Origin of the sequence: Streptoalloteichus tenebrarius (assembly GCF_024171885.1) — a bacterium.
GTDB classification, from domain to species: Bacteria; Actinomycetota; Actinomycetes; order Mycobacteriales; family Pseudonocardiaceae; genus Streptoalloteichus; species Streptoalloteichus tenebrarius.
Window position 1 is genome coordinate 250,538 of record NZ_JAMTCP010000002.1, and the last position, 22,379, is coordinate 272,916.

The following is a 22,379-nucleotide window of genomic DNA, read 5'->3' on the forward strand; positions in this document are numbered from 1 at the left end:
CGAGCGCCGTCCGGAAGCGGCTGATTACGCCTCGGAGCTGCTGTAACCCGATCAGGGCTACGTCGTGTGGGTGATATTTCGGGGTCGAACGTCACGAAAACGGCGGGGTTGGCGATTACCGCGACCGGCGATCACCCCTTACGGTGAGAACCCGTGTCTGATCACGAGAACCCGGCGGAGCAGACCCAACAGCTACCGAAGTTCCCGCCCCGGCCCACGGACACCGCGCAGATGCCGGTGCTCCTGATCCGGGAGCACCCCGTGGCCGACGAGCCGGAACCGGCGCCGCCGCCCGCCCCGAGCCGCGCCGGCCGGGGCCTGCGGATCGGGCTGGCCCTGGCCGGGCTGGTCGGGGTCGCGACCCTGTCCGGCGGCCTGTGGCTGCTCCTGGCCGGCCGCGGCGCCGAGACACCGGGAACCCCCGTGCCCGCGACGACCGTCGCCCAGGGCGAGTACGAGTTCACGCAGCAGGTCGAGCAGCGCGACACCAACTGCGCCGCCCACGCCTACGGCAAGGTCAAGGACTTCCTCTCCGGCAGACCCTGCGACGAGCTCGTCCAGCTCCTGCTGACGACGAAGAGCAAGGAGGGCGCCGACGTCGTCGTCGCGCTCTCGGTCGTCCGGATGCCCGACACCGACGGCGCGGTGGCCCTCAAGGCGCTCACCGACACCGACAACACGGGCAACATCAACGACCTGCTCCGCGAGGGGAAGCAGGTGCCCAACGGCCCCTCCCAACTGACGCGGGCGGGCTACGCGGCCGCGCAGGACGGCCGCGCCGTGGTCATCGCCGAGGCCGACTTCTTCGACGTCGACCGCAGCGACGAGACGCTCCTGCGTCGGATCGCGCAGGACTCCCTGCGGATCGGCCACAAGCACGCCAACTGAGGGCACCGCGCCTCGGCGCCCCCGGTTGGCGTCAGGAGGGCCTCGGCGGCCTCGGGCGCGGCCCCGGCGAAGGGGGCCGCGGGCGTCAGCCGGGCTGGCCGGGGAACGGCACGGTCAGCGGGCTCTGCCGGCCCGCCCGCCGCCACCGCGTCGCCCGCACCGCCGCCGAGGTCAACGCGTCCAGGGCGAACTGCCGCAGCCCCTGGTCGTCGGTGCGCTCCAGCACCGCGCGCCACGCGCCGGCGGTGTCCGTCTCGGCTGTGACCAACAACTCGGTGGCCGACGCGGCGTCGGTCACCGGCTTCGGCGGCTGGTAGGCGGGCTGCGGCGGCACGGGCGTGGCGCCCGCGTCCCGCAGCATGCGCTCGGTGGCCTCCCGACGCGTGCGGTGCGCCGCGAGGTCGGTGCTCGCCGTCTTCTCCATCTCCTTGGCCACCAACACCGCGGCGAGCCCGTAGCTCCACTCGGCGGCGTGCTCGGCCGCCAGCGCCCGCTGGACCGCCTCGACGGCCTCGCCCGTGGGCCGGGGCTGGGGGCCGTTCGCACTGGACTGCCCGGACGGACCGGGGTTCGGCGAGGTCATGCCAACACCTCCCGCAGGCTCGCGCACGACGCGGTCACCGAGCCGAGCAGGCCCGCCCGGTGCCTGGGCGCCGTGGTGACCAGGGCCCTGGCCTCCTGCTCGGCGGCCGTCAGCGCCTCCACCAGCGCCGCCTTGGCCTCGGCGGCCGTCGGCGGGGCAGTCGGGACGCCCGACGAGGACGACGGGGCGGACGAGCCCGTCACGGGGCGCGCCCGCTGGATCTCCTGGTCCAACGCCTCCGCGTGCGCCTTCCGGCTGGCGGCCACCGCCGTGGCGGCCTGGACCAGGTCCTGGCCCGCGCCCGGCACCGACTCCGCGACCGCCCTCGCCAGCGCGGCGTCCGCCCGCGCCCGCGCCGCCAACGGCTCCAGCGGGTCGGGGCCGGGCGGCGGGGGCGGGGTCGACGTGCAGGCCGCCGCGAGCGGGGCGGCCGCCATGGCCAGGACGCCCGCGAGCAGGAACCGCCGCCGGGGCAGCGGTCCGGGACGGGAGGGTTCCAGGGTCACGGTCCGTCATCCTGCCAGGCGATCGTGGCGGTCGTGCGCGGACGGCGCGTGATCGGCACTGCCCTGGCCGGCCTAGTGACGCGCTACGCTGGGCGACCGCGGCCGGCGGAGTGCAGCGTCGGTCGCCCGTCGTCGTGGGACCGGCAGCCGTCGGGCCCGCGGCGAGTGTCGGCCTGCACCAGGAGACCATCGGGGAGAGACAACGTGTCCAGCCCGCCGCGCGGTGAGCCACCGCGCGCCGCGCGTGACCACGACGCACGCGCAGGGGCGCGTGATCAATTCACTGCGCAGCTCGAACCGGTCGTCCGCGCGGCCGTCCAGGCCGTCGGCTTCGACCTGGAGCTGCTCGACGTGCAGCCCGCCGGCCGTCGCCGGCTGGTGCGCGTCGTCGTCGACTCCGACGACGGCGTGGGCTTGGACGAGGTCGCCGAGGCCAGCCGCGCGGTGTCCGCAGCCCTGGACGACAGGGACGACCTGCTCGCGGGGCCGTACACGCTGGAGGTGACCTCCCCCGGGGTGGACCGTCCGCTGACCAGGCCCCGACACTGGCGACGCGCCAGGTCGCGGCTGGTCGCGGTGCGGCTCGCCGACGGCGGCCAGCTCACCGGCCGCGTGGGCGAGGCCGACGAGGAGGGCGTGGTCCTGCTGGTCGACGGCGCGTTGCGCCGGTTGGCCTACCAGGACGTGGCCAGGGCGACGGTGGAGATCGAGTTCCGACAGCCGGCAGCCGCCGACCTGGCGTTGCTGGGTGGCGGGACGGCGTCCCAGCGTCCCGGCGATGCCGGGGAGGACGGCGCGGAGGGCGCGCCGGACACGGTCGACGAGGAGGAGTCGAGGTGAACGTCGACATCGCGGCGTTGCGCGCGATCGAGCGTGACAAGGACATCCCCTTCGAGACCGTCCTCGAGGCGATCGAGACGGCGCTGCTGACCGCGTACAAGCACACCGAGGGGCACTACCCGCACGCCAGGGTCGAGATCGACCGCAAGACCGGCGTGGTGCGGGTGCTGGCCCAGGAGCTGGGGCCGGACGGCGAGGTCGCCCAGGAGTGGGACGACACGCCCGAGGGCTTCGGGCGGATCGCGGCCACCACCGCCCGCCAGGTGATCCTCCAGCGGCTGCGGGACGCCGAGCACGAGAAGACCTTCGGCGAGTTCTCGGCCAAGGAGGGCGAGATCCTCGCCGGGGTGGTGCAGCGCGACGCCAGGGCGAACTCCCGGGGCATGGTCGTGGTGCAGATCGGCGACACCGAGGGCGTGATCCCGCCGGCCGAGCAGGTGCCCGGCGAGAGCTACGACCACGGGACGCGGCTGAAGTGCTACGTCGTGGGGGTGTCCCGCACCGTGCGGGGTCCGCAGATCACGCTGTCGCGGACGCACCCCAACCTGGTGCGACGGCTGTTCGCGCTGGAGGTGCCGGAGATCGCCGACGGAACGGTCGAGATCCCGGCGGTGGCGCGTGAGGCCGGTCACCGTTCCAAGATCGCGGTGCGGTCGACGGTGGCCGGGGTCAACGCCAAGGGCGCGTGCATCGGTCCGATGGGCGCGCGTGTGCGCAACGTCATGAGCGAGCTGCACGGCGAGAAGATCGACATCATCGACTACTCGGACGACCCGGCCACCTTCGTCGGGAATGCGCTGTCCCCGGCGAAGGTTGTCTCCGTCAGGGTGCTGGACGAACGGGCCAAGACCGCACGGGTCGTGGTCCCGGACTTCCAGCTCTCGTTGGCCATCGGCAAGGAGGGGCAGAACGCCCGCCTCGCCGCTCGGCTGACCGGCTGGCGGATCGACATCCGCAGCGACGCCGACCCCTCCGCGACCGGTGGAGGGGCGGCCGAGGCGGGCGCGTCGACGGCCGGTTCGGTCGAGTGAAGGTCAAGCGCTAAACTCTTGTTGGTTCACACGCCTGGGAGCATCAATCCGTGCACACCGGTCCAGTACGGACGTGCGTCGGTTGCCGCCTCCGGGCGGTGGCTGCCGAGCTGTTGCGCGTGGTGGTCGAGGACGGGTCTCTCGTCCCCGACCCCCGACGCGGGCGGCCGGGGCGGGGAGCGTGGTTGCACCCCGACCCGGAGTGCCTGCGGCTCGCGGAGCGGCGGCGAGCGTTCCCGCGCGCTCTGCGCGTGCCGGGGCCGCTCGACGCCGCCGCCGTGCGGGAGCACCTCGAACAGCGGCTCGGGACTTGACCGGCGCGGGACGTCCCCGCGCCCGGCAGGCAGATCAGGAAGCAGGTCGACCCGTCATGAATCAGCCGTGAAGCTGAAGCCATGAACGCGCTTCGACGGTAGGTACGAGGTCGAGCGGGACAAGCCGCCCGGCCTCCCCAGATGAGGAGAGCAGTGGCAGGCAAGGCCCGCGTGCACGAGCTCGCGAAAGAGCTCGGAGTCACGAGCAAGGAAGTCCTGAACAAGCTCAAGGAGCTCGGAGAGTTCGTCAAGTCGGCGTCCTCCACGGTGGAGGCGCCCGTCGCCCGCAAGCTCCGCGACGCGTTCCCCAGGGCCGGTGGCAAGGGCGAGGGCAGGCCCCGCCCGTCGGCCCCGCGTCCGGCCGCGCCCAAGCCGGCGCCCCCGGCCGCCCAGTCGCAGCCGGCGGCACCCGCACCGGCACCGGCGGCGCCCTCGGCCCCGGCGGCGCCCTCGGCCCCGGCGGCGCCCTCGGCCCCGGCGGCACCGCCGGCCCCGGCGCCCACCCCGGCTCCCGCTCCCGCCGCCCGGCAGGAGCAGCCCGCGCAGCCCCCGGCCGCGCAGCCGGCCGCACCGGCGACCCCGGCCGCCCCGCGGCCCAGCGCGATGCCCGGCCCCAGGCCGGGTCCGCGTCCGGCCGCGCCCAAGCCGGGTCCGGTCGCCCCGAAGCCGGCTCCGGCGCCCGCGCCGCAGCCGGCCCCGCAGCCGCAGCAGCCGGCGGCCCAGGCCCCCGCTGCCCAGGCTCCGGCCGCCCAAGCCCCCGCTGCCCAGGCCCCGGCGGCCCCGGCCGCTCCGAAGCCGGCGACCCCGGCTCCGCAGCAGCCGCAGGCCCCGCAGGGCGGCGGCCCGCGTCCCGGCCCGAAGCCGGGTCCGCGTTCCGGCGGCCAGGGCCAGGGCGGCGGCGCTCCCGCCCCCGGCGTGGTCCCGCCGCGCCCGCAGGCCCCGAAGCCGGGCCCGCGCGCGCCGCGTCCCGGCAACAACCCGTTCGGCGTCGGCTCCGGCGCGCCCGCCCCGCGTCCGCAGGGCGGCCCGCGTCCGGGTCCCGGCCAGCGTCAGGGCGGCCCCGGCGGCGGCCGTCCCGGTGAGGGTCGTCCGACGCCCGGCCCGCGCGCCGGCGCTCCCGGCTCCGGCGGCCCGCGTCCGAGCCCGGGCAACATGCCGCCCCGGCCCAACCCGGGCATGATGCCGCCCCGTCCGGCCCGTCCGGCCGGCGCCGGCGGTGGTCGTCCCGGTGGCGGCGGCGGTCGTCCCGGCGGCGGTGGCCGTCCGGGTGGCGGTGGCGGCGGCTTCCGCGGCGGCCCCGGTGGCGGCGGCGGTGGCGGCGGCTTCCGCGGCGGCCCCGGTGGCGGTGGCGGCGGTGGCGGCTTCCGTCCGGGTGGCGGCGGCGGCGCTCCGGCCGGCGGTGGCGGCTTCCGTGGCCGTCCCGGTGGCGGTGGCGGCCGCGGCGGCGCCGCGGGCGCGTTCGGCCGTCCCGGCGGTCCGGCCCGGCGTGGCCGCAAGTCGAAGCGGCAGAAGCGCCAGGAGTTCGACAACATGCAGGCGCCGTCGATCGGCGGCGTGCGGCTGCCCAAGGGCAGCGGCGAGGTCATCCGCCTGCCGCGCGGCGCGTCGCTGACCGACTTCGCCGAGAAGATCAACGCCAACCCGGCCTCGCTGGTCCAGGCGCTGTTCCACCTCGGCGAGATGGTCACGGCCACCCAGTCGGTCTCCGATGAGGTGCTGGAGCTGCTGGGCCAGGAGATGAACTACCAGGTCCAGGTCGTCAGCCCCGAGGACGAGGACCGCGAGCTGCTGGAGTCGTTCGACATCAGCTACGGCGAGAACGACGGCGACGAGTCCGACCTCGCGCCCCGGCCGCCGGTGGTCACCGTCATGGGTCACGTCGACCACGGCAAGACCCGCCTGCTCGACACCATCCGCAAGGCCAACGTGCGTGAGCGCGAGGCCGGCGGCATCACCCAGCACATCGGCGCCTACCAGGTGTCGACCGAGCTGGACGGCAACGAGCGGCTGATCACGTTCATCGACACCCCCGGTCACGAGGCGTTCACCGCCATGCGTGCCCGTGGCGCGAAGTCCACGGACATCGCGGTGCTGGTGGTCGCGGCCGACGACGGCGTCATGCCGCAGACGGTCGAGGCGATCAACCACGCCCAGGCGGCCTCGGTGCCGATCGTGGTCGCGGTGAACAAGATCGACAAGGAGGGGGCCAACCCCGCCAAGATCCGTCAGCAGCTCACCGAGTACGGGCTGGTGGCCGAGGAGTACGGCGGCGACACGATGTTCGTCGACATCTCGGCCAAGCAGGGCACGAACATCGAGAGCCTGCTCGAGGCGATCCTGCTCACCGCGGACGCGGCGCTGGACCTGCGGGCCAACCCGGACATGCCCGCGCAGGGCGTGGCCATCGAGGCCCACCTCGACCGGGGCCGTGGTCCGGTGGCCACCGTCCTGGTGCAGCGCGGCACCCTGCGGGTCGGCGACTCGATCGTCGGCGGCGACGCCTACGGCCGCGTGCGGCGGATGCTCGACGAGCACGGCAAGGACGTCACGGAGGCGACGCCGTCCCGTCCGGTCCAGGTGATCGGTTTCACCTCGGTGCCGGGCGCCGGCGACAACTTCCTGGTCGTCGAGGAGGACAGGGTCGCCCGGCAGATCGCCGAGCGCCGCCAGGCCCGTGAGCGCGCGGCGGAGAACGCGCGTCGCGCCGCCCGCAAGCGGATCAGCCTGGAGGACCTGGACTCCGCGCTGAAGGAGACCAGCCAGCTCAACCTGATCATCAAGGGTGACAACTCGGGTACCGTCGAGGCCCTCGAGGACGCCCTGATGAAGATCGACGTCGGCGACGAGGTCGAGCTGCGCGTCATCCACCGCGGTGTCGGCGCCATCAAGGAGGGCGACATCAACCTCGCCATCGCGGACAACGTCATCGTCCTGGGCTTCAACGTCCGGGCCGAGGGCAAGGCCACCGAGCTGGCCAACCGCGAGGGCGTGGAGATCCGGTTCTACTCGGTCATCTACCAGGCGATCGAGGACATCGAGAAGGCCCTCAAGGGCATGCTCAAGCCGGAGTACGAGGAGGTCGCGCTCGGCAGGGCCGAGGTCCGCGAGGTCTTCAAGTCCTCCAAGTTCGGCACGATCGCCGGTTGCCTGGTGCTGTCCGGCGAGATCAAGCGGAACTCCAAGGCGCGCCTGCTGCGGGACAACGTGGTGGTCGCCGAGAACCTGCCGATCGCCTCGCTGCGGCGGTTCAAGGACGACGTCACCGAGGTCCGCGAGGGCTACGAGTGCGGTCTCACCCTCGGCTCGTACGGCGACCTGAAGGTCGACGACGTGATCGAGACCTACGAGATGCGCGAGAAGCCGCGGAGCTGACGTGGTGGGCCCCGGGGTCGGTCGAGGACCGGCCCCGGGGCCCGCTCGCTCGTGGGACGGGGGGAACGTGTACGTCGGCGTCCTGGAGCTGGACGTGGTGCTCGGCGACGTCCACTCGTTGAAGCAGAAGCGCTCGGTGGTGCGGCCGGTGGTCGCGGAGCTGCGGCGCCGGTTCGAGGTCTCGGTGGCCGAGGCCGGTCATCTCGACCTGCACCGCAGGGCCCTGCTCGGGGTCGCGGTGGTGTCGCCGGACGCGGCGCACGCGCGGGACGTGCTCGACGCGTGCGAGCGGCTGGTGGCCGGGCGGCCAGAACTTGAGCTGCTGTCGGCGAGACAGCGCATGCTGGGACCGGAGGACGAGTAGTCGTCCCGGTCCCGTCGGGTGGCGGTGGCCGTGGCGGCCGCCGCCGTCCCGCACCGACTTTCGGACATCCTGGGAAGAAGAGGGAGGAGCGCCGTGGCCGACCCGGCCCGCGCCCGCAAGCTGGCCAAGCGGATCGCGCAGATCGTCGCGTCCGGGCTGGAGCACGAGGTCAAGGACCCGCGACTGGCGATGGTCACGATCACCGACGCCAAGGTGACGGCCGACCTGCGGGACGCGACCGTCTACTACACCGTCTTCGGTGACGCCACCGACCGGGCCGCGACCGCGGCCGCCCTGGAGAGCGCCAAGGGCGTGCTGCGGGGCATGGTCGGCCAGGGCACCGGGGTGCGGTTCACGCCGACGCTGACGTTCGTCGCGGACACCGTTCCGGAGGACGCGCGGCGGATCCACGACCTGCTGGCCAAGGCCAGGGAGGCCGACGCCGAGGTCGCGCGGCTGGCGGCCGGCGCGGAGCCGGCCGGCGAGCCCGACCCGTACAAGGCGCCCCGCGACGAGGACGAGGACGAGGAGACCGAGGGGACCGGCCGCGCCTGAGCCGCCGAGACCGGGAGCCGGCCCCGCGGGGCGGGGTGGGTTCCCGCGTCGCCGGTGCGGCGGGTGGACCTGTCGGCGTGCGGTGGGCGACGCTGAGCGCGGAGGTGTTCGTGGGGGATCATGGACTCGTCCACGAGCGGTCCGCCGTGGGCGGGTGGCCCGCGGGGCGCCGTCGGGTGACCGGCGGGACACCGGGTGACGTCTGAGGGGCGGTGGCGCGGAGGTGAGTGAGCTGGGCGGTGAGACGAGCGGCGTGCGGGTGCTGGGCGCGGACCCGGCCACCGGCGAGCTGACGACGGCGGCCCGGTTGCTGGCCGAGGCGTCGGACGTGACGTTGCTGGCGCACGTGAACCCGGACGCCGACGCGTTGGGCAGCGCGCTGGCCGTCGGTCTGGCGCTGCACCGGCGGGGCGCGGTGGTGCGGGTGTCGTTCGGCGAGCCGGCCGTGGTGCCGGAGTCGCTGCGGGACCTGGACGTGGCCGGTCTGCTGGTGCCCCCGTCGGAGGTGCCGGCCGCGCCGCCGTTGCTGGTGGTCATGGACACCGGCAGCGTGGAGCGGCTGGGTCCGCTGGGCGGCCGGGTGGCCGCGGCGGCCGACGGCGGCGGTCAGGTGCTGGTGGTGGACCACCACGCGTCCAACACGCGGTTCGGCACCCACCACTACGTGGACGACCGGGCCGAGGCGACGGCGGTCCTCGCGGCGCGGCTCCTGGACGCCCTGGGTGTGCCGCTGGACGAGCCGATCGCGCGGTGCCTGTACGCGGGGTTGGTGACCGACACGCGGTCGTTCCGGCACGCGAGCGCGCAGACGCACGTCCTGGCGGCCCGGTTGCTCTCGGCGGGGGTGGACCCGGAGGCCACCACGCGCCCCCTGCTCGACAGCCACCCCTTCGGGTGGTTGGCGATGCTGTCGACGGTGCTCGGCGGCGCGCGGCTGGAGCGGGACGCGGCCCGCGGGCTCGGCCTGGTGCACGCGACCGTGCGGCTGGCCGACGCCGAGGGTCTGCGCAGCGAGGAGGTGGACAGCGTCGTCGACCTGGTGCGGACCACGGTCGAGGCGGAGGTCGCCGCCGTGCTGAAGGAGACCGCGTCCGGGGCGTGGTCGGTGTCGTTGCGGGCGGTCGGGAAGATCGACGTGGGTGCGGCGGCGCAGGCGCTCGGCGGCGGGGGCCACCGGCTCGCCGCGGGTTTCACCGCGGAGGGGCCGGCCGAGCGGGTCCTGGCCGCGCTTCGGGACGCCCTCGACGGCGCGCCCGAGCTGTAGGCGCTGGAGGTCGGCTCCTGTCGGTCCGGCGGCGTGACCGCGGGCGGCAGGAGCGGCCGTTCCGCGGCCTTGCCGGAAGGCCGTCCGTGGTGCTGGCGCGATCTTTGACGCTCCTGTCTCGGAGCGGTCCACATCTCGGTGACTGTTCCTCTCCTCGCCCGTAACCTGGGCTGCTGGCCCCTTCGACGAGGGGCCGCCCTGGTGCGTGCGGCGAGGTCGGGAGGACGGATGGTGGAGCGGCCCGAGCGGGTGTCCGCGCGCACGGTGCTCGGCCTCGCGGTCCCCGCCCTGGGGGTGCTGGCGGCCGAGCCGCTGTACGTGCTGGTGGACACGGCGGTCGTCGGCCACCTCGGCGCCGTGCCGCTCGCCGCGCTGGCCGTGGGCGGGGTGCTGCTGACCCAGGTGTCCACCCAGTTGACGTTCCTGTCCTACGGCACGACGGCCAGGGCGGCCCGCCTGCACGGCGCGGGCCGACGCGCCGAGGCCGTGGCCGAGGGCGTCCAGGCCACCTGGCTGGCGGTGGTCGTCGGCGTCGTGCTCGCGCTCGTCGGCCAGGTGCTGGCCGGACCGCTCGCGCGGGTGCTGGCCGGGGAGGGCGAGGTCGCCGACGCCGCGGTCCGGTGGTTGCGGATCGGCCTGCTCGGTACGCCGTTCATCCTGGTCACGATGGCCGGCAACGGCTGGATGCGGGGTGTCCAGGACACCGTGCGCCCCCTGCGCTACGTGCTGGCGGGCAACGCGTTGTCGGCGTTGTTGTGCCCCCTGCTCGTGCACGTGTGGGGGTGGGGGCTGGTCGGCTCGGCCGTCGCGAACGTCTTCGCCCAGGTGATCAGCGCCGGGTTCTTCGTGCGGGCCCTGCTCGTGGAGCGGGTGCCGCTGCGGCCCGACCTCGCGCGGATCAGGGCGCAGCTCGGGATGGGCAGGGACCTGGTGTTGCGGAGCCTGGCGTTCCAGGCGTGCTTCGTGTCGGCGGCCTCGGTTGCCGCGCGCACCTCGGCCGCCGCGGCCGGCGCGCACCAGGTGGTGCTCCAACTGTGGACGTTCCTCTCCCTCGTGCTGGACTCCCTGGCGATCGCGGCGCAGTCCCTGGTCGGGGCGGCGCTGGGCGCGGGGGACGAGCGGCGGGCGCGGGCGGTGTCCTGGCAGGTGACGCGGTACGGCCTGGTGTTCGGCGTGGCGCTCGGGGTGGTGTTCGCCGCGCTGGCCGGTCCGCTGCCGCGGGTGTTCACGCCGGACGCGGCGGTGTTGGCGGAGATCCCGCACGCGTGGTGGTTCTTCGTGGCGTTGCAGCCGGTGGCCGGTGTGGTCTTCGCGCTGGACGGGGTCCTGCTGGGGGCGGGGGACGCGGCGTTCCTGCGGAACGCCACGCTCGGCGCCGCCGTCGTGGGCTTCCTCCCCGTGGTGTGGCTCGCACTCGCGCTGAACTGGGGTCTGACGGGAATCTGGATCGGTCTGGCGGCGTTCATGCTGCTGCGGCTGGTCGCGGTGCTCGTCCGGGCGCGGTCCGGGCGGTGGGCGGTCGTGGGCGCCGTGCGCGTCTAGTCCACCTCCCCGCCGATGATCAAGCTTTTTGTGGGACAGGACACGAGGTCCCGGCGCTAACAAATCGGTAAAGTCATCCGATGACCGGATGGAGCCGGCCGGTGTGGTCCGCGCGCTCCCGTCACCCTTCCCCCGACATCCCCGTGCAATCCCCGAAGGAGAACCGTTGCCGGTCGAGCGCGCGACTCGACGGGCGTGGCTGATCTGGTCCACCGCCGTCGCCATCTACTTCATCGCCATGTTCCACCGCACGTCACTGGGCGTCGCCGGCCTCCAGGCCGGGGAGCGCTTCGGTGTCGGCGCCGCCGGGCTGGGCACCTTCACCGTGCTCCAGGTCGGCGTCTACGCCGCCATGCAGGTCCCCACCGGCCTGCTGGTCGACCGCTTCGGCCCCCGCAGGGTGCTGACCGCCGCCGCCCTGCTGCTCGGCGTCGGCCAGACCCTGTTCGCCGTGGCCTCGTCCTACCCGCTCGGCCTGGCCGCCCGCGCCGTGCTCGGCGTGGGCGACGCCCTGACCTGGGTCAGCGTCCTGCGCCTGGTCGCCGCGCACTTCCCGGCCCGCCGCTACGCCGTGGTGGTGTCGCTGTCCGGCGTCCTGGGCGCCGCCGGCAACCTCGCGGCCACCGTCCCGCTGACCCTGATGCTGGACAGCGTCGGCTGGACCGTGTCGTTCCTCGCCGCCGGCCTGCTGACCGCGGCGTACTCGGTGCGCGCGGTCACCAACCTGCGCGACGTCCCCGAGGGCACCCCGGTCCCCGCGCCCGAGCCGATCTACCCCCGCGAGGTGGCCGCGCGCGTGCTGGCCTCCTGGCGCACACCCGGCACCCGGCTCGGCTTCTGGGTGCACTTCTCCACCACCGTCGTGCCCTCGACCCTCGGCCTGCTGTGGGGCTTCCCGTACCTGGTGCGGGCGCAGGGGCTGAGCCAGGAGGCGGCCGGCGGCGTCCTGTCGCTGCTCGTCGTCGGCGGCCTGGTCGGCAGCCCGCTGGTCGGCGGGTTCACCGCCCGCCGGCCCGAGCTGCGGATGTTCGTGGCCACCGGTTTCCTCAGCGCGACCGGCGCGGCGTGGGCGCTGCTGCTGACCTGGCCCGGTCACCTCCCGGTCCCGGTGCTGGGCGCGGTGTTCGTCCTGCTGTCGATGGGCGGGCCGGTCTCGGCCATCGGCTTCGCGCTGGCCAGGGACTACAACCCGTTCCGCAGGGTCGGCACGGCCACCGGCGTGGTCAACGTGGGCGGCTTCGTGGCCACCACCGTCGCGGCGCTGTCCGTGGGCGTGCTGCTCGACCTGGTCGCCCCGCTGGGGCAGGAGACGGCGTTCCGCGTCGCCCTGCTGGCCGTCGCCGCGGTGCTGGCGTTCGGCACCTGGCGCACGGCGGTGTGGTGGCGCAGGGCCCGCGCGGTGGTGTTCGCCGCCGAGGCGCGGGGCGAGGAGGTCCCGGTCCGGCTCCGGCCCTCCCGCTGGGACGTGCTGCCGGCCGCCCAGCCGGCGCTGGCCGCCGCGTAACGTTCGTCGAAGCCCATTCCGTGCCGCCGCAACGGGTTGCCCCGGAAAGGGGACACCCGGTGCGGCGGCCGCGGAAGCGTCGTGGAAGATGGTCCGCCGTGTCCGCAGTCGCCAACAGCACCACCCGTCAGCACGAACCCCGTCCCACCGTCCCGCCCGGCCTCGTCGTGGTGGACAAGCCCTCCGGGATGACCTCGCACGACGTGGTCGCCCGGGTCCGCAAGATCCTGGGAACCCGCAAGGTCGGCCACGCGGGCACCCTCGACCCGATGGCGACCGGCGTGCTGGTGCTGGGTGTCGAGCGCGCCACCAAGCTGCTCGGCCACCTCGCCCTGGACAGCAAGGGCTACCTGGCCACCATCCGGCTGGGCGCGGCCACCACCACCGACGACGCCGAGGGCGAGGTCATCAGCGAGACCAACGCCTTCCACGTCACCGAGCCCCAGGTCCTGCGGGGCATCGCCAGGCTCACCGGGGACATCGACCAGGTGCCCAGCGCGGTGAGCGCGGTGAAGATCGCCGGTGAGCGGGCCTACGAGCTGGTGCGGGCCGGCAAGAAGGTGGACCTGCCCGCCCGCCCCGTCACGGTGCACCGCTTCGACCTGCTCGCCATGCGGCACGAGGGCACCTACACCGACCTCGACGTCATGGTGGAGTGCTCCTCCGGCACCTACGTCAGGGCGCTGGCCCGCGACCTCGGCGCCGACCTGAAGGTCGGTGGCCACCTGGTGGCCCTGCGCCGCACCAGGGTGGGCCCGTTCGGCCTGGCCGTGGCCAGGAGCCTGGAGCAACTGGAGGCCGACCCGAAGCTGAGCCTGGACATGGACGCCGCCGTCGCCGCCGCGTTCCCGCGCCGGGACGTCAACGCCGACGACGCCGTGGCGGTCGCGCACGGGCAGCGCCTGCCGGCCGCCGGGATCTTCGGCACCTACGGCGTGTTCGGCCCGGACGGCCGGGTCGTCGCGCTGGTCAACGAGCAGGGCGGCGCCGCCCGTCCCGTGGTGGTGTTCGCCGGTATGTGACCCGGCGCCGTCGCCTGGACAGCGGGCGCGCGACCCTTCAGGGGTCGCGCGCCCGTCGTCGTTCCCCCGGCCCGCGCGCTCCGGGGCCCACGCACGGCAGGCGCGCGCGTACCGCCGTCCCGGTGAACATCTAGGCTGCTCGTCGTGCAGCGCTGGCGTGGACTGGAGAACCTGCCCGGCGGGTGGGGGCGGTGTGTGGTCACCATCGGCGTCTTCGACGGCGTCCATCGGGGCCACCAGCAGCTCATCGGGCGCGCCGTGCGGATGGCCAGGGAGCGGGGCCTGCCCTGCGTGCTGATGACCTTCGACCCACACCCGGCCGAGGTCGTCCGTCCCGGCAGCCACCCCGCGCAGCTCACCACACTGCGTCGGCGCGCCGAGCTGGTGGAGGAGCTGGGCGTGGACGTGTTCTGCGTCCTGCCGTTCACCCCCGAACTCTCCCGCGTCCCCGCCGACGAGTTCGTCCACGAGGTGCTGGTCGACCGGCTCCACGCCGCCGCCGTGGTCGTGGGGGAGAACTTCACGTTCGGCCACCGGGCGGCGGGGGACGTGGCCTCGCTGCGCCGACTGGGTGAGCGGTTCGGCTTCGTCACCGAGGGCGCGGGCCTGGTCAGCGACAGCGCCGAGGGCGGCGCGATCACCTTCTCCTCCACCTACATCAGGTCCTGCGTCGACGCGGGCGACGTGGCCGCCGCCGCGCGGGCCCTGGGCCGGCCGCACCGGCTGGAGGGCATCGTCGTGCGGGGCGACGGCCGGGGCCGCGACCTCGGCTTCCCCACGGCGAACCTGTCGACCCCGCGCTTCGCCGCCATCCCGGCCGACGGCGTCTACGCGTGCCGGTTCATCCACGTGGGGCACGGCGAGCCGGCGGTGACCCGGTCGCTGCCCGCGGCGGTGTCCGTGGGCACCAACCCGACGTTCTCCGGCAGGGAGCGCCGGGTCGAGGCCTACGTGCTCGACGTCAACGAGGACTTCTACGGCGAGCGGGTCGCCCTCGACTTCGTCGCGCGGCTGCGCGGCATGGAGCGGTTCGCCACGACCGAGGCGTTGATCGACGAGATGCGCCGGGACGTCGAGCGGACGCGCCAGGTGCTCGCGACCGGCGAGGGCTGACGCCGCGCGGGGCCGAGGCGAGGGGTGGGGCCGAGCGGGTTCGGCCGGGAGGTCTGGCCCCACCGCCGGCGCGCCCAACTGAGTGCACTTGCGAACCAAGTCAGGGATCGCCCTCGGGCCCGCGTCGGCACCTGGCAGGATGCGGGCGTCTGGCCTGCGAGAAACCGCCACGGGGAGAGACGAGGGTGGAGGAATACAAGATCGTCCAGCGCAACCTCGCGCTCCAGCGCGAGTGGTACGGCGAGCCACTGGGGGACCGCGTGCGTCGGCTCGTCGTCGCGTTCGACGTCTCGCAGGCGCAGCTCGCGGACGTGCTCGGCATCAGCGCGCCCATGCTCAGCCAGGTGATGAGCGGCCGGCGCGCCAAGATCGGCAACCCCGCCGTGCTGGCCAGGATGGTCATGCTGGAGCGGCGCGTGCTGACCCCCGAGGTCGCCTCGGGGGACAAGGAGGCGCTCAAGCGGGCGCTGGAGGAGGTGCGGGCCTCCCGCCCCACCGTGGGCAGGGACACGTTGCCCGTCTCCGAGCGCAACCACGACGAGGCGGCGCTGGCCGCGTTGCGGCGGCACGCCCGGTCGGCCGACGACCTCTCGGCGGCCGCCGAACTGCTGGCCGCGCGCTTCCCCGCCCTGTCGGACCTGCTGCGGCGCGCGGCGCAGGAGGGGTAGGGCGCACTGATGCGGCTGTTCACCGCGGTGTGGCCGCCGGAGTCGGCGGTCGAGGACCTCGCGTCGGCGCTGCGCCCGGTGATGGCCGACCCGCCGGAGGGACTGCGGTGGACGCCGCCGGACCGGTGGCACCTCACCCTGTGTTTCCACGGCGAGTCCGACGAGGCCGCGCGGGACAAGCAGGTCGACCGCCTGCGGCGACGCGCCCCGAAGGCACAGGCCCCGACCGTGCGGTTCGCCGGCAGCGGGGTGTTCCGCGGTGTGCTGTGGGTCGGCGTCGAACCGCGCGACGAACGGGACGCCTGGCTGCTGTCCGGCCTCGCCAAGGTGGCGGGGTGCAACCCTCACGGCTTCCGCGCCCACCTGACGGTGGCGCGGTGGTGGGGCGCCCGGCCCGACCTCCTCGCCGCGCGTGACCTGCTGTCGAGCTACGCCGGGCCGTGGTGGTCGCCGCGCGAGGTGCTGCTGGTGCGCAGCGACCTGGGCCGGAGCGGCTCGACCTACACGCCGCTGGCGCGCGTTCCGCTCGCCGGTCAGGAGCCGACCGACGGGTGACCACCCGACCGGGTGGACGACGCCTCGCGGCGACGCCGCCCGCCGGCCTGCCTCCTCGTGGTTGCCGGGCCCGGCGTCGGGGCACCCTGCTGGAGAACGCCGGTGTGCCCGGGGCTCCCGTGCCGTCGGCCCGTGATCGACCGTGACCGGCCATGGTCGGCGCCGGTCGGCGCGGTCGGCCCGGTCGGCGTGGGCTCCGGCCGGTCGGGGCCTGCGCCTTCGGGGCGCGTCGCCGCCCGGTGGCCTTCGGCCGAGTGGGCGACGCGCCGCTCGGCTGTCCGGGTGTTCAGGCTCCCGCCTGCTACCCTCGGTTGTTGGGTCCGGCTGCGGTCCGTGGCGGCCGTGACCGTCTCACCCGATGGGTCCCCCCTTCGGGTGCGGGATGGCCGGTGGTGACACCGCCCACCCGTTCGCACGGCACAGGAACGAAGAGGAGAACACGCCAGTGGCTCTGTCCACCGAGCAGAAGAAGAGCATTCTCGGGGAGTACGGCCTCAAGGAGGGCGACACCGGCTCCCCCGAGGCCCAGGTCGCGCTGCTGAGCAAGCGCATCAGCGACCTGACCGAGCACCTGAAGGTGCACAAGCACGACCACCACTCGCGTCGCGGCCTGCTGCTGATGGTCGGCCGCCGCCGCCGCCTGCTGAACTACCTGGCGAAGGTGGACATCGAGCGCTACCGGTCGCTGATCCAGCGGCTCGGCCTGCGCCGTTGACAGGCTCCGAGGGGGAGTGGCCGCACGGTCGCTCCCCCTCGGCCCATAACTGAAACCGCAGGGACGTGGCGCAGACGCGCACGGGGGACCAGTTCGCCGGTCCTCGGTAGTGGTTCCCGGGCCGGCCCTCGACACCTGTCGACGCGGCCACCGACGCCCCGGGGACTTCGATCGAAGACCGGCCTCGTCCGGACCGTGACCCCGCGCGCGGCGGCGGCGCACGACCCGTGAGACGAGGAGTACCCATGACGGAGATCCAGGTGCACGAGAGCACCGCCGTGATCGACAACGGCCGGTTCGGCACCCGCACGATCCGCTTCGAGACCGGCCGGCTGGCCAGGCAGGCCGCCGGCAGCGTCGTCGCCTACCTCGACGACGACACCATGCTGCTGTCGGCCACCACGGCCTCGAAGCAGCCGAAGGAGCACTTCGACTTCTTCCCGCTGACGGTGGACGTCGAGGAGCGGATGTACGCCATCGGCCGCATCCCCGGCTCGTTCTTCCGCCGGGAGGGCCGGCCCTCCACGGACGCGATCCTGACCTGCCGGCTCATCGACCGGCCGCTGCGCCCGTCGTTCGTCGACGGCCTGCGCAACGAGATCCAGATCGTGGTGACGGTGCAGAGCCTGAACCCGCAGGACCTCTACGACGTGGTGGCGATCAACGCCGCGTCGGCGTCCACCCAGCTCGCCGGCCTGCCGTTCTCCGGCCCGATCGGCGGCGTCCGGGTGGCGCTGGTCCCCGGCGCCGAGGGCGAGGCCGGCCAGTGGGTCGCCTTCCCGACCCACGAGCAGCTTGAGCTGGCCGTGTTCGACATGGTCGTGGCCGGCCGGATCGTCGGCGACGACGTCGCGATCATGATGGTCGAGGCCGAGGCGACCGAGCGCACCATCGACCTGGTGGCCCAGGGCGCGCCCGCGCCGACCGAGGAGGTCGTGGCGCAGGGCCTGGAGGCCGCCAAGCCGTTCATCCGCGTGCTGTGCGAGGCCCAGCAGCGGCTGGCCGAGGTGGCCGCCAAGGAGACCGCGGAGTTCCCGGTGTTCCTGGCCTACCAGCAGGACGTCTACGACGCGGTCGAGAACGCGGTGAGCGCCGAGCTGGCCGAGGCGCTGACCATCGCCGGCAAGCAGGAGCGCGAGGGCCGGATCGACGAGGTCAAGCAGCTCTGCCTGGAGCGGCTGGTCGCCGACGAGGACTCGGAGCTCGCCGGGCGCGAGAAGGAGATCGGCGCCGCGTTCCGGTCGCTGACCAAGAAGCTGGTGCGCCAGCGCATCCTGCGCGACCGGGTCCGCATCGACGGCCGCGGCGTCACCGACATCCGCAGCCTCGCCGCCGAGGTCGCGGTGATCCCGAGGGCGCACGGCTCGGCGCTGTTCGAGCGCGGCGAGACCCAGATCCTGGGCGTGACCACGCTGAACATGCTGCGCATGGAGCAGACGCTGGACACCCTGGCGCCCGAGACCACCAAGCGCTACATGCACCACTACAACTTCCCGCCGTTCTCCACCGGCGAGACCGGCCGCGTCGGCTCGCCGAAGCGGCGGGAGATCGGCCACGGCGCGCTCGCCGAGCGGGCCCTGGTGCCGGTGCTGCCCAAGCGCGAGGAGTTCCCCTACGCGATCCGCCAGGTCTCCGAGGCGCTGGGCTCGAACGGGTCCACCTCGATGGGCTCGGTGTGCGCGTCCACCATGTCGCTGCTCAACGCCGGTGTGCCGCTGAAGGCCCCGGTCGCGGGCATCGCGATGGGCCTGGTGTCCGACGAGGTCGACGGCGAGACCCGCTACGTCGCGCTGACCGACATCCTCGGCGCCGAGGACGCCTTCGGCGACATGGACTTCAAGGTGGCCGGCACGAAGGACTTCGTGACCGCGCTCCAGCTCGACACGAAGCTGGACGGCATCCCGTCCGAGGTGCTGGCCCAGGCGCTGTCCCAGGCCCGCGACGCCCGGCTGACCATCCTTGAGGTGATGGCCGAGGCGATCGACCGGCCGGACGAGATGAGCCCGTACGCGCCGCGCGTGACCACGATCAACATCCCGGTGGACAAGATCGGCGAGGTCATCGGCCCGAAGGGCAAGATGATCAACTCGATCACCGAGGAGACCGGCGCCGAGATCACGATCGAGGACGACGGCACCGTCTACGTGGGCGCGGCCGACGGCCCGTCCGCGCAGGCCGCGGTCGACAAGATCACCGCGATCGCCAACCCGCAGCTCCCCAAGGTGGGCGAGCGCTTCCTGGGCACCGTGGTCAAGACCGCGGCGTTCGGCGCGTTCGTCTCGCTGCTGCCGGGCAAGGACGGCCTGGTGCACATCTCCAAGCTCGGCAACGGCAAGCGGATCGCCAAGGTCGAGGACGTGGTGAAGGTCGGCGACAAGCTCCGCGTGGAGATCGCCGACATCGACAACCGCGGCAAGATCAGCCTCGTCCTGGTCCCGGAGGAGACCCCGGAGGCCCAGTCCGAGTGACCCGGACACCACGACCGCGGGCGCCCATGGCGCCCGCGGTCGTGTGTTGTGGGTGGGGAGGCGCGGCGGCCGGCGCCGGGACCGGTTCCCGGGCGCTCCTGGCGCGTGTGCTTCCCTGACCCGCGGGTTCGAAGGCAGGAGGCGGTCGTTCGTGGACGGGCGGGGCGATGTCCCGACCACGGACGCCGACCGGACGCGCGGTCCCCGGAACGCGGTGCGGGGACCGGGAATGGAAGCGGTGCGGTGATGGCGGTGACGGGGTCCCGGACCAGGACGACCGGTGGTCGTCCCGGCCACCAGCAGCGGCCGGGGAGCACGCGGGTCCTGGAGCGCGCCGAGGGCGGCGGGGTGCGCAGGAGCGTGCTGCCCGGCGGCCTGCGGGTGATCACGGAGCGGATCCCCGGGGTGCGCTCGGCCTCGGTCGGCGTGTGGGTCGGGGTGGGGTCCCGCGACGAGACGCCCTCGGTCGCCGGCGCGGCGCACTACCTGGAACACCTGCTCTTCAAGGGCACGGCGCGGCGCAGCGCGGTCCAGATCGCCGAGGAGATGGACGCGGTCGGCGGTGAGCTGAACGCGTTCACCGCCAAGGAGCACACCTGCTACTACGCGCACGTGCTCGACAGCGACCTGCCGTTGGCCGTCGACCTGCTCACCGACGTGGTCTTCGACGCGGTGTGCGCCCCGCAGGACATGGAGACCGAGCGCGGCGTCGTGCTCGAGGAGATCGCCATGCGGGACGACGACCCCGAGGACCTGCTGCACGACGCGTTCTGCACGGCCCTGCTCGGCGACCACCCGCTGGGCCGGCCGGTGCTGGGCAGCGAGGAGTCGATCTCGGCGATGAGCCGGGACGCGCTCTACCGCTTCTACCGTCGGCGCTACGCCCTGCCCACCATGGTGGTGGCCGCCGCCGGCAACCTGGAGCACGCGCAGGTGTTGCGCCTGGTGCGCGCGGCGTTGGGCGACCGGCTGGCCGGCGACGCCGCGCCCGCGCCGCCGCGCCGCGGGCGGGCCAGGGTCGTCGGCGCCCGGCGGCTCTCCCTGCACACCGACGACACCGAGCAGGCGCACCTGATGCTCGGGGTGCGGTCCCTGGACCGGCACGACGAGCGGCGGTTCGCCCTGGGCGTGCTGAACGCGGCGCTCGGCGGCGGGATGAGTTCCCGGCTGTTCCAGGAGGTCCGGGAACGGCGCGGCCTGGCCTACTCCGTGTACTCGTCGGTGGCCTCCTACGCCGACACCGGGAGCCTGGCCGTGTACGCCGGCTGCCAGCCGGAGCGGCTCGGCGACGTCGCCGGGGTCGTCAGGGCGGTGCTCGCCGAGGTCGCCGCGCACGGGCTGTCCGAGGCCGAGGTGGCCAGGGGCAGGGGGCAGCTCCGGGGCGGTCTGGTGCTCGGGCTGGAGGACACCGGGTCCCGGATGTCGCGGATCGGCAAGGGCGAGCTGAACTACGCCGACCACCTGACGGTCGAGCAGACCCTGGAGCGCATCGACGCGGTGACGTCGGAGCAGGTCGCGGAGCTGGCGCGGGAGCTGCTCCGACGCCCCCTCAGCGCCGCCGTGGTCGGCCCGTACGCTCATCCCGACGACCTGCCAGCCGAGGTGCACGAGGTGATGCGATGACCGCCAGCGCCCGTTCCGCGGACGAGCCGATCCGGGTCGGCGTCCTGGGGGCCAGGGGCCGGATGGGCTCCGAGGTCTGCCGCGCGGTGGAGGCCGCCGAGGACATGGCCCTGGTGGCCGTGGCGTCCTCCGGCGACCGGCTGTCCGACGTCGCCGATGCCGGAGCCGAGGTCGTCGTCGACTTCACTCACCCGGACGTGGTGATGGACAACGTCCGGTTCTGCGTCGACCGGGGCATCCACTGCGTCGTCGGCACGTCCGGCTGGACGGCCGAGCGGCTGGGCGAGGTCCGGTCCTGGCTGGAGGCCCGGCCGGAGCTGGGGGTGCTGGTCGCCTCCAACTTCGCCATCGGCGCGGTGCTGTCGATGCGGTTCGCCGAGCTCGCCGCCCGGTACTACGAGTCCGTCGAGATCATCGAGCTGCACCACCCCCGCAAGGCCGACGCGCCCTCCGGCACGGCGGCCCGGACCGCGGAGCTGGTGGCCAAGGCCAGGGCGGAGGCGTCGCTGGGGCCGGCACCGGACGCCACCACCCACGAGACCGACGGCGCCAGGGGCGCCGACCTCGACGGGGTGCGGGTGCACTCGGTGCGGCTGTCGGGCCTGGTGGCGCACCAGGAGGTGCTGTTCGGCACCGAGGGCGAGACGCTGACCATCCGGCACGACTCGCTGGACCGCCGGTCGTTCATGCCGGGCGTGCTGCTCGCGGTGCGCGAGGTGCGGAACCGGCCGGGGCTGACCGTCGGCCTGGAATCGATGCTGGAGCTCTGAACGCCGGTGACCACCCGCAGGATGATGTCGGCCCGCTCGGTCGCGTTGCTGGTCACCGTGGTGCTGGTGGTCTACTTCGTGATGCTGGCCGGCCGCGCCGTCGCGCTGTTCCGCACCGGGGACCCGGTCGGGATCGCGCTCGGCGCGGCCGTGCTGGCGTTGCCGCTGATCGGCATGTGGATCGCGGTGGCGAACCTCCGGTTCGGGATGCGGACCGAGCGGCTGGCCCGGCGGCTGGCCGAGGAGGGCGGGCTGCCCGACACCGCGCACCTGCCGAGGCTGCCATCCGGCCGGGTCGAGCGGGACGCGGCGGACGCCTGGTTCGCCGAGCGCAGGGCCGAGGTCGAGCGCGCCCCGGAGGACTGGCGGTGCTGGTTCCGGCTGGCGGAGGCCTACGACATGGCGGGGGACCGCCGGCGTGCCCGCGAGACCATGCGGCGCGCGCTGGAGCTCGCCGGCTGATCCTGGCCCGCCCCGTGTTCACCCGGCGAGTGGTCGCGGCTTGACCCGGACGGTGAGCGCTGCCTCAGGGCCGTGGCGAGCCGTTCCAGGACGACGAGGGTGAGCACGGTTCTCCCGGCCTCGAACCACGCCACGGCGGTAGGCGGCGCGTGCCGTCGGGCCCGCCGTCCGATGATTCCGTCGGCGCGCCCAGTCTGTGCGGTCGCTCATCGTTCCTCGA

21 protein-coding genes are annotated in these 22,379 nt (G+C 74.3%); 19 read left to right on the forward strand and 2 right to left on the reverse strand.

Features of this window, described 5'->3' with window-relative positions:
• The first annotated feature begins 153 nt into the window (after positions 1-153).
• Positions 154-888, forward strand: coding sequence for a hypothetical protein (locus LX15_RS02860; RefSeq protein ID WP_253667862.1), 735 nt, complete (start codon positions 154-156; stop codon positions 886-888).
• A gap of 85 nt (positions 889-973) precedes the next feature.
• On the opposite strand, the gene LX15_RS02865 is transcribed toward LX15_RS02860, so the two are convergent.
• Together LX15_RS02865 and LX15_RS02870 are read right to left on the reverse strand one after the other, a co-directional pair.
• Positions 974-1,471 carry a ferritin-like domain-containing protein gene (locus tag LX15_RS02865; RefSeq protein WP_253667863.1) on the reverse strand — a complete coding sequence of 166 codons (498 nt, stop codon included), beginning with the start codon at positions 1,469-1,471 and terminating at the stop codon, positions 974-976.
• Positions 1,468-1,977, reverse strand: a complete 510-nt coding sequence (locus tag LX15_RS02870; RefSeq protein ID WP_253667864.1) for a hypothetical protein — start codon at positions 1,975-1,977, stop codon at positions 1,468-1,470. Before LX15_RS02870 ends, LX15_RS02865 begins: the two co-directional genes overlap by 4 nt.
• A gap of 204 nt (positions 1,978-2,181) precedes the next feature.
• On the opposite strand from LX15_RS02870, the gene rimP reads away from it, so the two are divergent.
• From rimP to LX15_RS02960, 18 genes are all read left to right on the forward strand, one after another.
• A complete protein-coding gene (rimP, locus tag LX15_RS02875; RefSeq protein WP_308213394.1) occupies positions 2,182-2,817 on the forward strand; it encodes a ribosome maturation factor RimP in 636 nt (211 codons plus the stop codon).
• Positions 2,814-3,848, forward strand: a complete 1,035-nt coding sequence (gene nusA / locus LX15_RS02880) for a transcription termination factor NusA (protein WP_253667865.1) — start codon at positions 2,814-2,816, stop codon at positions 3,846-3,848. Before rimP ends, nusA begins: the two co-directional genes overlap by 4 nt.
• A 98-nt stretch (positions 3,849-3,946) precedes the next feature.
• On the forward strand, positions 3,947-4,162 hold the full coding sequence (locus LX15_RS02885; protein WP_253667866.1) for a YlxR family protein: 216 nt from the start codon (positions 3,947-3,949) through the stop codon (positions 4,160-4,162).
• 153 nt (positions 4,163-4,315) lie between these two features.
• Positions 4,316-7,534, forward strand: coding sequence for a translation initiation factor IF-2 (gene infB, locus LX15_RS02890; RefSeq protein WP_253667867.1), 3,219 nt, complete (start codon positions 4,316-4,318; stop codon positions 7,532-7,534).
• Positions 7,535-7,601: 67 nt separating this feature from the next.
• Positions 7,602-7,898, forward strand: a complete 297-nt coding sequence (locus LX15_RS02895; protein WP_253667868.1) for a DUF503 domain-containing protein — start codon at positions 7,602-7,604, stop codon at positions 7,896-7,898.
• A 93-nt stretch (positions 7,899-7,991) separates the two neighbouring features.
• The gene (gene rbfA, locus LX15_RS02900) at positions 7,992-8,453 is read left to right on the forward strand and encodes a 30S ribosome-binding factor RbfA (protein ID WP_253667869.1); all 462 of its coding nucleotides are present in this window, start codon (positions 7,992-7,994) and stop codon (positions 8,451-8,453) included.
• Positions 8,454-8,742: 289 nt separating this feature from the next.
• A complete protein-coding gene (locus LX15_RS02905; RefSeq protein WP_253668003.1) occupies positions 8,743-9,717 on the forward strand; it encodes a DHH family phosphoesterase in 975 nt (324 codons plus the stop codon).
• A 228-nt stretch (positions 9,718-9,945) separates the two neighbouring features.
• On the forward strand, positions 9,946-11,259 hold the full coding sequence (locus LX15_RS02910) for an MATE family efflux transporter (protein WP_253667870.1): 1,314 nt from the start codon (positions 9,946-9,948) through the stop codon (positions 11,257-11,259).
• Positions 11,260-11,425: 166 nt separating this feature from the next.
• Positions 11,426-12,763 carry an MFS transporter gene (locus LX15_RS02915; protein ID WP_253667871.1) on the forward strand — a complete coding sequence of 446 codons (1,338 nt, stop codon included), beginning with the start codon at positions 11,426-11,428 and terminating at the stop codon, positions 12,761-12,763.
• A 98-nt stretch (positions 12,764-12,861) separates the two neighbouring features.
• Positions 12,862-13,785, forward strand: a complete 924-nt coding sequence (truB, locus tag LX15_RS02920; protein WP_308213396.1) for a tRNA pseudouridine(55) synthase TruB — start codon at positions 12,862-12,864, stop codon at positions 13,783-13,785.
• A 144-nt stretch (positions 13,786-13,929) separates the two neighbouring features.
• Entirely contained in the window at positions 13,930-14,898 is a 969-nt protein-coding gene (locus tag LX15_RS02925; RefSeq protein ID WP_253667872.1) for a bifunctional riboflavin kinase/FAD synthetase, read from the forward strand.
• 185 nt (positions 14,899-15,083) lie between these two features.
• Positions 15,084-15,566 (forward strand): helix-turn-helix transcriptional regulator, encoded by a 483-nt coding sequence (locus LX15_RS02930; protein WP_253667873.1) that lies wholly within the window; start codon positions 15,084-15,086, stop codon positions 15,564-15,566.
• A gap of 9 nt (positions 15,567-15,575) precedes the next feature.
• On the forward strand, positions 15,576-16,121 hold the full coding sequence (gene thpR / locus LX15_RS02935; RefSeq protein ID WP_253667874.1) for an RNA 2',3'-cyclic phosphodiesterase: 546 nt from the start codon (positions 15,576-15,578) through the stop codon (positions 16,119-16,121).
• 445 nt (positions 16,122-16,566) lie between these two features.
• Positions 16,567-16,836, forward strand: coding sequence for a 30S ribosomal protein S15 (gene rpsO, locus LX15_RS02940; RefSeq protein WP_253667875.1), 270 nt, complete (start codon positions 16,567-16,569; stop codon positions 16,834-16,836).
• A 245-nt stretch (positions 16,837-17,081) separates the two neighbouring features.
• Positions 17,082-19,304: a polyribonucleotide nucleotidyltransferase gene (locus tag LX15_RS02945; protein WP_253667876.1), complete on the forward strand. Its 2,223-nt coding sequence runs from the start codon at positions 17,082-17,084 to the stop codon at positions 19,302-19,304.
• Positions 19,305-19,550: 246 nt separating this feature from the next.
• Positions 19,551-20,927, forward strand: a complete 1,377-nt coding sequence (locus tag LX15_RS02950) for a M16 family metallopeptidase (RefSeq protein WP_253667877.1) — start codon at positions 19,551-19,553, stop codon at positions 20,925-20,927.
• The gene (gene dapB / locus LX15_RS02955) at positions 20,924-21,697 is read left to right on the forward strand and encodes a 4-hydroxy-tetrahydrodipicolinate reductase (RefSeq protein ID WP_253667878.1); all 774 of its coding nucleotides are present in this window, start codon (positions 20,924-20,926) and stop codon (positions 21,695-21,697) included. The genes LX15_RS02950 and dapB overlap by 4 nt, the downstream gene beginning before the upstream one ends.
• 24 nt (positions 21,698-21,721) lie before the next feature.
• Positions 21,722-22,159 carry a hypothetical protein gene (locus LX15_RS02960; RefSeq protein WP_253668005.1) on the forward strand — a complete coding sequence of 146 codons (438 nt, stop codon included), beginning with the start codon at positions 21,722-21,724 and terminating at the stop codon, positions 22,157-22,159.
• Positions 22,160-22,379 lie beyond the last annotated feature (220 nt).